A 12,894-nucleotide genomic window follows, 5' to 3' on the forward strand; every position below is an offset into this window, starting at 1 on the left:
CGCCCCGTGACGGACGGAACGGTCAACCAGCAGGTACGCGTACTCCTCGCGGAGGACCAGAGCATGGTGCGGGAGGCGCTCGCCGCGCTGCTCTCGCTCGAGGACGACCTCGACGTCGTCGCACAGGTCGCGCGCGGGGACGCCGTCGCCGCGGCCGTGACGGAGCACCGGATCGACGTCGCCGTCCTCGACATCGAGATGCCGGGCATGACCGGGATCGACGCCTGCGCCGAGATCCGCCGCGTCCGACCGCAGACCAAGGTCGTCATCGCCACCACCTTCGGCCGGCCCGGCTACCTCCGCCGGGCCATGGAATCCGGCGCGGACGCGTTCCTGGTCAAGGACGCGCCGGCCGCGGAGCTCGCCGACGCTATCAGGCGGGTGCTGCGCGGCGAGAAGGTCATCGACCCGAAACTGGCCGCCGCCGCGCTCTCGGACGGCGCGAACCCGCTCACCCCGCGCGAACGCGACGTGCTGGCCGCGGCGGCCGACGGCTCCGTCAACGCGGACATCGCCGCCCGACTGCACCTCTCCGAGGGGACGGTCCGGAACTACCTGTCGATGGCGATCCAGAAGACAGCGGCGAGGAACCGCGCGGAGGCGGTACGGGTCGCGCGCGAAAAGGGCTGGCTGTAGGAGGCTGCACCGCCTCTGGTGGTGCTCCTCCTCAGTTCAGGCGGTGCCGCGCCGATTTCGCCTCCTGGCGCACGCGCCTCGCGCTCTCCGGGTCGAACGCGTCCAGGATCTCCGCGTACGCGTCCAGCTCGGCGGCGCCGCCCAGGAAGTCTCCGGTCTTGACCAGCAACTCGGCCCGCTCCAGACGGAGTTGCGCGGGGTGGCGGGGGAGCAGGAGGGCGAGTTCCGCGGCCCAGAGCTGGGTGCGGGCGTGTTCGGGGCGTTCGGCGGCCCAGTGGCGGATGTTGCCGAGGACGCGCAGCACGGTGTCGAGCGGTTGGGCGGGGGTGAGCAGGTCGGGGGTGAAGCGGTGGCCGGCCGCGGCCACGAGGCGTTCGACGTCGGGGACGTCGAGCAGGCGGCCGCCGTGGAAGGGGTCGGCGAGGACGTAGTCGCGGCCGGTCTCCGGGTCGCCGACGGCGACGATGAAGTGGCCGGGCAGGGCGATGCCGTGGACGGTCAGGCCGGCCCGGGCGGCGACGGCCGTCCAGACCAGCGAGAGCATGATGGGCAGCCCGCGGCGGCGGCGGAGCACCTCCGGGAGGAGGGAGGACTCCAGCCGCCGGTAGTCGGACTGGCGGCCGTGGAAGCGCTCCCGGCCGCCGAGCACCGCCGCGAGGAGCGCGGCGGTCTCCTCGGGGCCGTGCGGGCGGCGTTCGGCGACGGCCTGCCGGATGGCCGCGGCGTGGCGGTCGAGGGCGGTCCGACAGGCGCTCAGGACGGCGTCGAGGTCGGGCGGTTCAGCGCTGTCGCCGGGGTCGCCGAGGGTGTGCTCGGCGGCGGCGAGCAGGCACAGCAGCACCGGGTCGGGGTGTTCGGCCCGGGCCTCGGCTCGGAAGCGGGTTCTGCTCTGCTCGGTCACTGCGGCCTTCGGTTCGGCAGCGGGTCGTGGCTCGGTTCAGGTGGTGCACGCTACCGCTGGGGGAGGCGGGCGTAGTGGTAAGTGTGACTGGTCGTGAAGCCCCGGTGGTCGTAGAGCGCCTGCGCGCCGTGGTTGTCGGTCTCGACCTGCAGGTAGGCGGCAGTGGCGCCCTCTTCGGCGGCGCGCGCGGCGAGCACCGCCATCAGGGTGGTGGCCAGGCCCCGACGGCGGGCCGCCGGGACGACCTCGATCGCGGAGAGGCCGGCCCAGGCGCCGTCCACGGCCATCCGGCCGATGGCCAGCGGGGCGCCGTCCGGGCCGGGCACGTGGGCGAACCAGACCGACGGTCCGCCGTGCAGGACGGCGCGCGCGGCGGCTTCCAGGGCCGGGTCGTCGCCCACCCGGCGGTACAGCGACAGCCAGTCGCGGTCGGCGGTGCGGGCGAGCCGGACCTGCCGCCAGCTGTCCGGCGCGGCCGCCCTGGTGAGTCCGCCGAGCCGTGCCGTGCGGACCGTGGTCGGGGCCAACGGGGCGCCCGATCGGTCGAGTTCGGCGGTGAGGTCGGGCGGCGAGGCGCCGTCCACCACTTCGACGTGCGCGGGCAGGCCGCGGGCCGCGTACCAGTCGCGGACCCGGTCGAGGGCCTCGGCCAGCGGCAGGCCGGGGTCGCCGAGGGCTTGCACCGAGTTGGCGCGCCGGGTGAAGCCGGAGGAGGCGCGCAGCACCCAGTCGCCGAGCGGCTGCTGTTCGACGGCGGGCCAGCCCCGGGCCGCGGTGCGCTGGAGCTCCGTCGGGGTGATGCCGGGCATCGAGGTGTACCGGGCCGGGAACGGGGGCACGGATTTGCCCGCGACCAGCAGATCGGCGGCGAAGCGTACCGACACGCCGCCGCGGGACTCGACCGTCAACGCGTCGTCGTCCCAAGCAGTGAGCACGCCGATCACATCGCGGAATACCGGCCGTCCGTCCGCCACGCCGTCAACACGCCGTACCGAGACGCGTTTTCCCACGTCAGACGGGTCTATCCGGACCTCCGGACGGGCCTCGATGGGTGCTCCGCCAGCCATCAATCGCACCTCCTGTGCATTTGCGTCCCTCGACCCGCGATACTAGGTGCGGGCATCGACGACGCCGCGCGCACCGCGCGACCGAGTAAACAGTAGGGCGGCAGCCCTTCCGAGGAGGAACGACAGCGTGACCTACGTCATCGCGCAGCCTTGTGTCGACGTGAAGGACAAGGCGTGCATCGAGGAGTGCCCCGTCGACTGCATCTACGAGGGTGAGCGTTCGCTCTACATCCACCCGGACGAGTGCGTGGACTGCGGCGCGTGCGAGCCGGTCTGCCCGGTCGAAGCCATCTTCTACGAGGACGACACTCCGGAGGAGTGGAAGGACTACTACAAGGCCAACGTCGAGTTCTTCGACGACCTGGGGTCGCCCGGCGGCGCCTCCAAGCTCGGCCTGATCGAGCGTGACCACCCGTTCATCGCGGCCCTGCCCCCGCAGAACGCCGACCACTGATCGGTGGCATCCACGCTGTGAGCACCAACGACAGCACGCACGCGCCGTTCCCGGGCCACCCGGGGGCGGCGCGCCGCGTATCCGACCGCCTGCCGGTCTTCCCGTGGGACAAGCTCGAACCGTACAAGCGCACCGCCGAGGGCCACCCGGACGGGCTGTGCGACTTCTCCGTCGGCACCCCGGTCGACCCGGTGCCGGAGCTGATCCAGCAGGCGCTGGCCGCGCACACCGACACGCCCGGCTACCCGACCGTGTGGGGCCCGCTCGCTCTGCGCGAGTCGATCGCCGGCTGGCTCCACCGCCGGATGGGCGCCGAGATCGGCCCCGAGGCGGTGCTGCCGACCGTCGGCTCCAAGGAGCTGGTGGCCTGGCTGCCCGGCCAGCTCGGCCTCGGCCCCGGCGACCAGGTCGCCTACCCGAAGCTCGCCTACCCCACCTACGAGGTCGGCGCGCTGCTCTGCGGCGCCGAGCCGGTCGCGTACGGGGACCTCGACGAGCTGGACGGCAGCAAGGTCCGGCTGCTCTGGCTGAACTCGCCGTCCAACCCGACCGGACGGGTGCTCGGCGCGGACGAGCTGCGCCGCGCCGTCGAGTGGGCCCGGGCGCACCGGGTGCTGCTGGTCAGCGACGAGTGCTACCTCGAACTCGGCTGGGAGGCCGAGCCGGTGTCGGTGCTGCACCCGTCGGTGTGCGGCGACTCGCACGAGGGGCTGCTGGCCGTCCACTCGCTCTCCAAGCGTTCCAACCTCGCCGGGTACCGGGCCTCGTTCGTGGCCGGCGACCCGGTGGTGGTCCGCGAGCTGCTGGAGATCCGCAAGCACGGCGGCATGATCGTGCCGGCGCCGGTGCAGGCGGCCACCGCGGTCGCGCTCGCCGACGACGCGCACGTCGCCGAGCAGCGGGAGCGGTACGCCCGGCGGCGCGGCGCGCTGCGGGCCGCGCTGGAGGCGTACGGGTTCCGGATCGAGCACTCCGAGGCGAGCCTGTACCTGTGGGCGACCCAGGACCGGCCGTGCTGGGAGACCGTGGCCGAACTCGCCGAGCTGGGCATCCTGGTGGCGCCCGGCGACTTCTACGGTCCGGCGGGCGACCGGTTCGTCCGGGTGGCGTTCACCGCCACCGACGAGCGGGTGGCGGCCGCCGTGGAGCGGCTCAAGCGCTGAGCCCGCGTCAGGCGTGCGGAAGGGGCGGAGCCGGTCGGCTCCGCCCCTTCGGCGTGTGCGGTGCGGTGGGTCAGCCGACCGGCAGGTGACCGCCGAGCAGGCCGCCGAGCGGGGTGCCGGCGAGCAGGCTGCCCAGCGGGCTGTTGCCGCCGCCCAGCGCGGGCGTCCCGCCCAGGCGGTTGGCGGACTCGTGCTCGGCCAAGCCCGTGACGGTGTTGGTGAGCGGCAGCGACTGGGCGGCGGAGAGCACCGGGGCGAGCTTCTCGGCGGCCGGCAGGCCCTTCGCCAGGCGGTCGACCGGCAGGCCCTTGGCAACGGTCTGCAGCGGGGCGGCGGTGGCCTTGCGGGCGGCCGGGACGACCTTGTCGGTGACCGCGGGGCCGACCTTCTGCTCGACGGCGGGGACGACCCGGTCGGACAGCGTGCCGAGCGCACCGGTCAGCTGGTCGGCCTTGGCGGCCGGGCCGAGGTGGCCGAGCGCGTCGTCGGTGGAGGGCAGGGCGTGCGCGACGGTGTTGCCGGCCGCGTCGCCGGCGGCCGGGCCGCCCGCGGCGAGGGCCGCGCTGCCGGTGGTGCCGACCATCTGGCCGAGCTCGTGGGTCGCCCCCTGCACCGTGTCGCCCGAGTTGGGGACGTCGGCCAGCTTGGTCACTCCGGCGCCCAGGTCGGTCTGCGGGACCACCTCGGTGGCGGAGGCGGCGCCCGCGGCCGCGAGCGGCGCCGCGGTGGCGGCGACGAGCAGCGCGGCCTGGGCGATCCGGCGCGTGAGGGGGAGGGACATGGTGCTCCTAAGAGGTGAGGTCTACGGTCCGCCGGGCGGACGGCCGGAACGGCTGTCCGGTCTCGCCCCGCGGGCGACGTGTATGACCGCAAGAGCACCGGGAAGGTTTCGGCCGGTCAAGGTCAAGGGTTGGCAAAGATCGGACGATCCGCTTTCCGGCAAACCGGTCGGATCGTCCACGATGCGACCGCTGAAGAATCGTCACTTCCCTTGGCGGGGAAGGCGCCTGCCGCCCGCCCGGCGGACCGGCGTGTCGGCGGCCCGCCGACTGCCGCGCCGTCAGCGGGAGTTGACGCGAATCACCCGGTGGGCCGTCACCCGCGCACCTGTGCGTCAACGCACCGTCGGCGCCGTCACTTCTTCTTCGCCGGAGCGCCCAGCGTCACCAGCACCCGGTCCGTCGGGGCGCCCGCCAGCGGCTTCCAGCCGTCGTTGGGCCGGTCCACCCGCCACACCTTGCCGTCGTAGGCGACCTGCCCGATGCCCAGGTCCGCAGCCCGCGCCACCGACCACTGCGCCAGTGCCCAGCCGGTCTGCTGGGTGCCGCCCGCGCCCGCGGTGCTCGCCGTCGGCTGCGGGGTGAACGCCAGCACCTCGCGCGGGTCCTTGGCCGCCTTCTCGGCGGACGCCACCGTCACCGCCTTGCCGAACTCCCGGCGCACCCGGTCGGCCGCGCCGGCGGCGGGCGGGGCCGCCGAGTCCGGCTCCGGCAGCTGGTGCACCACGCAGTTCAGCGCCGCCGGCTCACGGCCCATCAGCACCGTGGCCAGCAGCGTCGCGTTGTTCTCGTGCTTGGCGTACGCCTGCGGGTAGCCGCTGCGCTGCACCTGCTGGGCGGCGTCGGTCAGCGGCATCTGCGCGTAGCCGTTCACCTTCACCAGCGCGTCCAGGAACTTGTTGGTCGCGTACACCGGGTCCATGATCTGCTCGATGGTGCCCCAGCCCTGCGAGGGACGCTGCTGGAACAGGCCCACCGAGTCCCGGTCGCCGCCCTCCAGGTTGCGCAGCTTGGACTCCTGGATGGCGGTCGCCAGCGCGATCGTCACCGCCCGCTCGGGCAGGCCGCGGGACATCGCCACCGCCGTGATGGTCGCCGCGTTCGCCGCCGCCCCCAGCTCCAGCGTTCCGGAACCCGCCGGGGTGGCGACCTTGCAGCCCTCGTCCGGGACGGTGATCTTGTCGCGGTTCAGCCACACCACCAGGCCGCCGACCACCGCCAGCGCCAGCACCCCCACCAGGATCCGTCGCCACGGCCGCCGACGGCGCTCGGACGCGCCACCCCCCGCGTACTCGGCGTCTGTGGCCACCGTGGCCCCTCCCTCGTCGTCCGTCGTCGTCCGGTCGCAGCGGCCCGCAACGGGCCCGCACCGCTCGCGGACACCGTAACCGCTCGGACGGCCGTACGGGTCCGCGCGGTTGCGTGCCCGCCCGCCGGGCCGTCCGGCCGCTCGGTAGGGTGGCCGCCATGAGCAGCCCGAACCAGCCCCTCGACCTGACCGTCGACGGCGGCACGCTGACCGCCCGCCTCGTCGACTTCCCGTCCGTCAGCGGCGAGGAGACCGCTCTCGCCGACGCGGTCGAGGCCGCGCTCCGGGCCTACCCGCACCTCACCGTCGACCGGTTCGGCAACAACGTGGTCGCCCGCACCCACCTCGGCCGGTCCCAGCGGGTGGTGCTCGCGGGGCACCTGGACACCGTCCCGATCGCCGACAACGTGCCCTCGCACGTCGAGGGCGACCTGCTCTACGGCTGCGGAACCTCCGACATGAAGTCCGGCGTGGCCGTCCAACTGCGGCTCGCCGCCACGGTGGTGGAGCCGAACCACGACGTCACCTACGTCTTCTACGACTGCGAGGAGGTGGAGGCCGAGCGCAACGGCCTCGGCCACCTGTTCGCCACCCACCCGGACTGGCTGGCCGGCGACTTCGCCGTCCTGATGGAGCCCAGCGGCGCCGTCGTCGAGGGCGGCTGCCAGGGCAGCCTGCGCGCCGACATCACGCTCACCGGCGTCCGCGCGCACGCCGCCCGCAGCTGGCTCGGCGACAACGCCATCCACAAGGCCGCCGAGGTGCTGCGCCGGCTGGTCGACTACACGCCCCGACGGGTCGTCATCGACGGCCTGGAGTACCGCGAGGGCCTGAACGCCACCCGGATCGACGGCGGCGTCGCCGGCAACGTCATCCCCGACGAGTGCCGGATCCACGTCGCCTTCCGGTTCGCCCCCGACCGCAGCCTGGAGCAGGCCGAGGACCACCTGCGGGAGGTCTTCGACGGCTACCAGCTGGACATCGCGGACGCCTCGCCGGCCGCCCTGCCCGGCCTCTCCCAGCCCGCCGCACAGGCCTTCCTGGCCGCCGTCGGCGGCGAGCCGCGGGCCAAGTTCGGCTGGACCGACGTCGCCCGGTTCTCCGCGCACGGCGTCCCCGCCGTCAACTACGGCCCCGGCGACCCGAACCTGGCCCACAAGCGCGAGGAGCACTGCTCGCTGAGCGCGATCGCCGAGGTCGAGGAGCGGCTGCGGGCCTGGCTCACCGCGTAGCCGCCCCACGGCCTTTGGCGGACGGGCAGCCGTTTCCCGTTGTTCCTCGGAAAGTTGCCTCGTCAGGCGTAGGGTTTCGTCATGACAGCCAACGGAGATGAACCCGTCCGCAGGGCCAGGAAGCCCTTTCCTGAGAAGCGCAAGGGCCCGGTGCTGCTGCGCCGGGACCAGGTCGAGACGAAGACGACGGACCAGGCGCTGCTGGACACCACCGGGCCGACCGACTGGTTGCACACCGACCCGTGGCGGGTGCTGCGGATCACCTCCGAGTTCGTCGAAGGCTTCGGCGCGCTCGCCAAACTCCCCACCGCGATCAGCGTGTTCGGCTCCGCCCGGACGAAGCCCGACTCGGCCGAGTACCAGTCCGGCGTGGAGATCGGCCGGGCGCTCGCCGAAGCCGGCTACGCGGTGATCACCGGTGGCGGCCCCGGCGCGATGGAGGCCGCCAACAAGGGCGCCGTCGAGGGCGGCGGGCTGAGCGTCGGCCTCGGCATCGAGCTGCCGTTCGAGCAGGGCCTGAACGAGTACGTCGACCTGGGCCTGAACTTCCGGTACTTCTTCGTCCGCAAGACGATGTTCGTGAAGTACTCCCAGGGCTTCGTGGTGCTCCCCGGCGGGCTCGGCACCCTGGACGAGCTGTTCGAGGCGCTCACCCTGGTGCAGACCCAGAAGGTCACCCGGTTCCCGGTGATCCTCTTCGGCAGCGCCTACTGGGGCGGACTGGTCGAGTGGCTGAGGTCCACCCTGGTCGCCCAGGGCAAGGCCAACCCGGACGACCTGGACCTGTTCCACGTCACCGACGACGTCGCCGAGGTGCTCAAGGTCCTCGAAGAGGCCCGCAAGCCCCAGGGCACCCAGGCCTGACAGCCGTCGACGGACCGTCAGGCGAGCCCCCGGCGGGCGACCGCCGGGGGACGGGTGCCGCGGATCGACGCCACCATGTCCAGCACCTGCCGGGTCTCCGCGACCTGGTGCACCCGGTAGACCTGCGCGCCCAGCCAGGCGGAGACGGCGGTGGTGGCCAGCGTACCCAGCAGCCGCTCGTCCACCGGCTTGTCGAGCGTCTCGCCGACGAAGTCCTTGTTCGACAACGAGACCAGCACCGGGAACCCGGTCGCCGTCATCTCCGGCAGCCGACGGGTCGCCTCCAGCGAATGCCGGGTGTTCTTCCCGAAGTCGTGCCCCGGGTCGATGATCAACCCGTCGCGCCGCACCCCGAGTTCGAGCGCCCGCTCGGCCAACCCCACCGTCACCCGCAGGATGTCCGCCATCACGTCCTCGTACCCCACCCGGTGCGGACGGGTCCGCGGCTCCGCGCCGCCCGCGTGCGTGCACACCAGGCCCGCGCCGAACCGGGCCGCGACCTCGGCGAGCCGCGGATCGAAACCGCCCCAGGCGTCGTTCAGCAGATCCGCGCCGACCTCGCAGACCGCCTCGCCGACCTCGTGCCGCCAGGTGTCCACGCTGATCACCGCGTCCGGATGCCGCTTGCGCAGCTCCGCCACGAACGGCACCGTGCGCCGCAACTCCTCCTCGACGGTGACCTCTTCGCCCGGCCCGGCCTTCACCCCGCCGATGTCCAGGATCGCCGCACCCTCGGCCATCGCCCGGTCCGCCGCGGCGAACGCGGCCTCGTCGGCGAAGGTCGCCCCCCGGTCGAAGAACGAGTCCGGAGTGCGGTTGACGATCGCCATCACGACCAACTCGTCCGGACCGAACTCCCGCGTGCCGAGGCGTAGTGCCACCGGTGTCTCCTCCTCAGCGCTCCCGGGTGCAATGATGGGCCCCGGCCTGTACGGGACCATGATCCCACCTGATCCCGCCAGAGGGCCGAAGCCGACGGGAACTGCCAGGAAAACGGGAACAGCCGGGAACTGCCGGGGACTGACGGAGGACAGCTCGTGTTCTGGGTGATCGTGGTTGCGATGGCCGTGGTCGTCGGCGGTGCCGCACTGGTGGCACTGGGCGGCGGCGGGACTCTCCCCGAGGCGGAACGCGACCGCCTCACCGCCCGCCTCCCGCAGGACCGTCCGCTCAGCCGGACCGACGTCGACGAACTCCGCCTCCCGATGGCGCTCCGCGGCTACCGCATGGACGAGGTCGACGACGTCCTCGACCGCCTCGGCGCGGAACTCGCCCTCCGCGACGCGAAGATCGCCGAACTGGAGGCCGTCGGCGCGGTACGCGGTTCGGTCGCGGCGACCGGCGGCGCGGCCGGGGAGCCGCTGCCCGGGCTGGAGTCGTTCACGGCCGTGCTGGAGAAGAAGCCGTCGGAGGACGCGGCCGGAGCGGCGGACTCCGCCGAGGGTGCCGAGGGTGTCGACTCCGCCGAGGCTGCCGACTCCGCCGGCTCCGAGAAGAGTGACCGCTCGTGACCGGTGCGGTACCCGGCGCGGACGGGCTGCTGCGCTGCCCGTGGGGCGACTCGACGGACGACTACCGGGTCTACCACGACACCGAATGGGGCCGGCCGGTCCACGGCGACCAGGCCCTGTTCGAACGCATCTCGCTGGAGGCGTTCCAGTCCGGGCTGTCCTGGATCACCATCCTGCGCCGACGCGAAGGCTTCCGGGCCGCGTTCCGGGACTTCTCGATCGAACAGGTCGCGGAGTTCGGGGACGCCGACGTGGAGCGGCTGATGGCCGACACCGGGATCATCCGGAACCGGGCGAAGATCCTCGCGACCGTCGCCAACGCCCGAGCCGCGATCGACCTCGGCGAGGGCGAACTGGAAACGCTCATCTGGAACCACGCCGGCGATCCGGACCGCCCCGCCCCGAAGACCCTGGCGGAGGTGCCCGCGGTGACGGCCGAATCGACCGCGCTCGCGAAGGCACTGAAGAAGAACGGCTTCCGCTTCGTGGGGCCGACCACCGCCTACGCACTGATGCAGGCCTGCGGCCTGGTGAACGACCACCTGGTGGACTGCCACGCCCGCTGAGGCTTTTTTTGGTGAACGACCACCTGGTTGCCGTGCCCGCCCCAGCAGCCACAGCCCGCCGTCCACGGACCTCACCCAGGATGCCTTCCGCCCCGCGCAGTTCCCCGCGCCCCTGACGGGGCGCGGGGTTGCAGCTTCGCCTCGGGCTTCGCCTCGGGCGCTTGCCGGGGGCGCGGTTTTGTGGTGGAGCCCGGTGGGGTGTGCCGTGGGGGGAGTTACTTGCCCACGAAGGTGGGCTTTTCCTTGGCGACGAAGGCGTTGACGGCGATCAGGTGGTCTTCGCTGTTGCCGGCGGCGGTCTGCAACTCCTCTTCCTTGTCGAGGAGTTCGGTGAGGGAGTGGGAGGCGGCGTAGGCCAGGGACTCCTTGATCGCGCCGTAGGCGAAGGTGGGGCCGTTGGCGAGGGTGAGGGCGAACTCGTGGGCGGTGGCGGCGAGTTCGGTGGCGGGGACGACGCGGGTGGCGAGGCCGAGGGCGAGGGCCTCGTCGGCGCGGACGGTGCGGGGGAGCATGAGGAGTTCGGTGGCGCGGGCGTGGCCGACCAGGCGGGGGAGGGTCCAGGAGGCGCCGGAGTCGGTGGTGAGGGCGACGCCGGCGAACGAGGTGTTGAAGCCGGCGGTGTCGGCGACGATCCGGAAGTCGCAGGCGAAGGCGAGCGAGGCGCCGGCGCCGGCCGCGATGCCGTTGACGGCGGCGACGGTGGGCTTGCGCATGCCGGCCAGGGCGCGGACCAGCGGGTTGTAGTGCTCGGCGACGGTGCGCAGCGCGCTCTCGCCGGTCTCCTGCTGGTGGTGCAGGTGGCCGAGGTGCTCCTTGAGGTCCTGGCCCACGCAGAAGGCCTTCTCGCCGGCTCCGGTGAGCAGGACGGCGCGGACGTCGGGGTCGGTCGCGGCGGTGGTGACGGCGTCCCGGAGGGCGACCTTGGTGGCGACGTCGAGGGCGTTCATGGCGTCGGCGCGGTCGATGGTGAGGACGGCGAGGGCGCCGTCGCGGTGGTAGCGCACGGTGTCGGACATCGGTGAGGGCTCCCGGGTCGCGGTGGGCTGTCGTGGGCACAGCATGCCGGAGTGCGGCCGGGTGGGGGAGTGTGAGGTGGCGCACCCCGGGAGGGCGTGTCGGAGTGCGACGTGATGCGGCTTTCGGCTGGTAATCGGCGCTTCGGTCCGGGTTCGGGAGGCTTGGCGCAGAGAGTGATGTTGGTCATCGAGCGGTCGCATGCGGGATAATGGCTTCCGATCAATGCGTTCGATACCGGCGGTGGACGGACTGCCGGTGCGTACCTGAACGGTTGCAGGAAGGGGAACGAGCATGGCGGCCATGAAGCCGCGGACGGGTGACGGCCCGCTGGAGGTAACCAAGGAGGGGCGGGGCATCATCATGCGCGTTCCGCTCGAAGGGGGCGGGCGCCTGGTGGTGGAGCTGACGCCGGACGAGGCGGATGCTCTGGGCGAGGCTCTGAAGAAGGCCTGCGGCTGACCCGAGCAGGTACTGACACTCGCACGTCCCGGTCGCTCCGGGAGTGTTCGACGGGCCCGGTCCCCCGGTTGCGGGGAGCGGGCCCGTTCCGCTGTCCGGGTTCAGCGCTTGACCGCGCAGAGCAGGCCGTCGCTGACCGGCAGCAGGGCGGGCAGCAGGGTGTCGCCCTGCTCCCGGATGTCGGCGACCAGGTCGCGCACGGCGCGGGTCTGCGGGTCGTCGACGTCGGGTTCGGCGAGCCGGCCCTCCTGGAAGACGCCTTCGAAGCAGACCACGCCGCGCGGCCGGAGCAGCCGCATGGCCTCGGTGAGGTGGAAGCCGGAGTCGGCCGGGTCGCCGTCGCAGAACACCAGGTCGTACTGGCCGTCGGCGAGTCGCGGCAGGACGTCGCGGGCCCGGCCGGGGATGAAGCGGGCCCGGTTGGCGGCGAACCCGGCGGCCAGGTAGGCCTCGCGGGCGTACTGCTGGCGGACGGGTTCGGAGTCGACGGTGGTGAGCACGCCGTCGGGCCGCATGCCGCGCAGCAGGTAGACGCCGGACACGCCGGTGCCGGTGCCGATCTCGACCACGGCCTTGGCGTCGAGCGCGGCGGCCAGCAGGCGCAGGGCCGCGCCGCCGCTGGGGCCGATCGCGCGTATGCCGGTGCGGGCCGACTGCGCCCGGGCGTAGGTCAGCACCGCGTCCTCGCCGACGTAGGTGTCGGCGAGGGCCACTCGCTGGGGCCCGAACTCGGTGATGGCTGCCTCTTCCGGAGCGCCGGTGTCGATGGAAGTCGACAAATTCCAGCGACAGACTACTGGCCGTCCGGGAACCGCGTTCGACGGCTGGCCGTTGAGTCGTCGTGGGTGGCCGGACCACCTGCGGCGGCCGCTGTTCGACCGCTCTTATCCGGGCTTGACGTGTGAGGTGGATATGGTGGTGGCTCTGCTGGGCAGA

The 12,894-nt window shown here is 73.0% G+C and carries 15 protein-coding genes; 8 read left to right on the plus strand and 7 right to left on the minus strand.

The features are described 5' to 3' along the window. Positions 1 to 6: 6 nt before the first annotated feature. Positions 7 to 636, plus strand: a complete 630-nt coding sequence (locus CG736_RS27595; protein WP_369880580.1) for a response regulator — start codon at positions 7 to 9, stop codon at positions 634 to 636. A 31-nt stretch (positions 637 to 667) separates the two neighbouring features. Here the strand turns inward: CG736_RS27595 and CG736_RS27600 are convergent, their stop codons facing one another. After that, positions 668 to 1,537, minus strand: a complete 870-nt coding sequence (locus CG736_RS27600; protein WP_100588871.1) for a transglutaminase-like domain-containing protein — start codon at positions 1,535 to 1,537, stop codon at positions 668 to 670. A gap of 50 nt (positions 1,538 to 1,587) precedes the next feature. Next, positions 1,588 to 2,472, minus strand: coding sequence for a GNAT family N-acetyltransferase (locus tag CG736_RS27605; protein ID WP_369880581.1), 885 nt, complete (start codon positions 2,470 to 2,472; stop codon positions 1,588 to 1,590). 259 nt (positions 2,473 to 2,731) lie between these two features. Here CG736_RS27605 and fdxA point away from each other — a divergent pair, with 259 nt between their 5' ends. Together fdxA and dapC are read left to right on the plus strand one after the other, a co-directional pair. Then, the gene (fdxA, locus tag CG736_RS27610) at positions 2,732 to 3,058 is read left to right on the plus strand and encodes a ferredoxin (RefSeq protein ID WP_030061559.1); all 327 of its coding nucleotides are present in this window, start codon (positions 2,732 to 2,734) and stop codon (positions 3,056 to 3,058) included. 17 nt (positions 3,059 to 3,075) lie between these two features. Beyond that, on the plus strand, positions 3,076 to 4,221 hold the full coding sequence (gene dapC / locus CG736_RS27615; RefSeq protein WP_100588873.1) for a succinyldiaminopimelate transaminase: 1,146 nt from the start codon (positions 3,076 to 3,078) through the stop codon (positions 4,219 to 4,221). 70 nt (positions 4,222 to 4,291) lie between these two features. Here the strand turns inward: dapC and CG736_RS37200 are convergent, their stop codons facing one another. Together CG736_RS37200 and CG736_RS27625 are read right to left on the minus strand one after the other, a co-directional pair. Next, positions 4,292 to 5,002 (minus strand): hypothetical protein, encoded by a 711-nt coding sequence (locus CG736_RS37200; protein WP_198520633.1) that lies wholly within the window; start codon positions 5,000 to 5,002, stop codon positions 4,292 to 4,294. Between the two features lie 353 nt (positions 5,003 to 5,355). Then, on the minus strand, positions 5,356 to 6,309 hold the full coding sequence (locus CG736_RS27625; protein WP_100588874.1) for a hypothetical protein: 954 nt from the start codon (positions 6,307 to 6,309) through the stop codon (positions 5,356 to 5,358). A 158-nt stretch (positions 6,310 to 6,467) separates the two neighbouring features. On the opposite strand from CG736_RS27625, the gene dapE reads away from it, so the two are divergent. Together dapE and CG736_RS27635 are read left to right on the plus strand one after the other, a co-directional pair. Then, positions 6,468 to 7,541 (plus strand): succinyl-diaminopimelate desuccinylase, encoded by a 1,074-nt coding sequence (gene dapE, locus CG736_RS27630; RefSeq protein ID WP_100588875.1) that lies wholly within the window; start codon positions 6,468 to 6,470, stop codon positions 7,539 to 7,541. Positions 7,542 to 7,622: 81 nt separating this feature from the next. Continuing rightward, a complete protein-coding gene (locus CG736_RS27635) occupies positions 7,623 to 8,405 on the plus strand; it encodes a TIGR00730 family Rossman fold protein (protein ID WP_100588876.1) in 783 nt (260 codons plus the stop codon). 17 nt (positions 8,406 to 8,422) lie between these two features. On the opposite strand, the gene folP is transcribed toward CG736_RS27635, so the two are convergent. Continuing rightward, the gene (folP, locus tag CG736_RS27640; RefSeq protein ID WP_043916791.1) at positions 8,423 to 9,235 is read right to left on the minus strand and encodes a dihydropteroate synthase; all 813 of its coding nucleotides are present in this window, start codon (positions 9,233 to 9,235) and stop codon (positions 8,423 to 8,425) included. A 207-nt stretch (positions 9,236 to 9,442) separates the two neighbouring features. On the opposite strand from folP, the gene CG736_RS37205 reads away from it, so the two are divergent. Beyond that, positions 9,443 to 9,916 (plus strand): DivIVA domain-containing protein, encoded by a 474-nt coding sequence (locus CG736_RS37205; RefSeq protein ID WP_198520634.1) that lies wholly within the window; start codon positions 9,443 to 9,445, stop codon positions 9,914 to 9,916. Then, positions 9,913 to 10,482 carry a DNA-3-methyladenine glycosylase I gene (locus tag CG736_RS27650; RefSeq protein WP_100588877.1) on the plus strand — a complete coding sequence of 190 codons (570 nt, stop codon included), beginning with the start codon at positions 9,913 to 9,915 and terminating at the stop codon, positions 10,480 to 10,482. The genes CG736_RS37205 and CG736_RS27650 overlap by 4 nt, the downstream gene beginning before the upstream one ends. Before the next feature lie 215 nt (positions 10,483 to 10,697). Here CG736_RS27650 and CG736_RS27655 read toward each other — a convergent pair whose 3' ends face one another. After that, complete coding sequence (locus tag CG736_RS27655; RefSeq protein WP_100588878.1) at positions 10,698 to 11,498, minus strand: enoyl-CoA hydratase/isomerase family protein; 801 nt, start codon at positions 11,496 to 11,498, stop codon at positions 10,698 to 10,700. A 292-nt stretch (positions 11,499 to 11,790) separates the two neighbouring features. Between CG736_RS27655 and CG736_RS27660 the strand changes: the two genes are divergently transcribed. After that, on the plus strand, positions 11,791 to 11,958 hold the full coding sequence (locus CG736_RS27660; RefSeq protein WP_014137929.1) for a DUF3117 domain-containing protein: 168 nt from the start codon (positions 11,791 to 11,793) through the stop codon (positions 11,956 to 11,958). A gap of 101 nt (positions 11,959 to 12,059) precedes the next feature. Here the strand turns inward: CG736_RS27660 and CG736_RS27665 are convergent, their stop codons facing one another. Then, entirely contained in the window at positions 12,060 to 12,737 is a 678-nt protein-coding gene (locus CG736_RS27665) for an O-methyltransferase (RefSeq protein ID WP_369880584.1), read from the minus strand. Between the last annotated feature and the right edge of the window lie 157 nt (positions 12,738 to 12,894).

Source organism: Kitasatospora sp. CB02891 (genome assembly GCF_002803145.1).
Taxonomy (GTDB): Bacteria; Actinomycetota; Actinomycetes; order Streptomycetales; family Streptomycetaceae; genus Kitasatospora; species Kitasatospora griseola.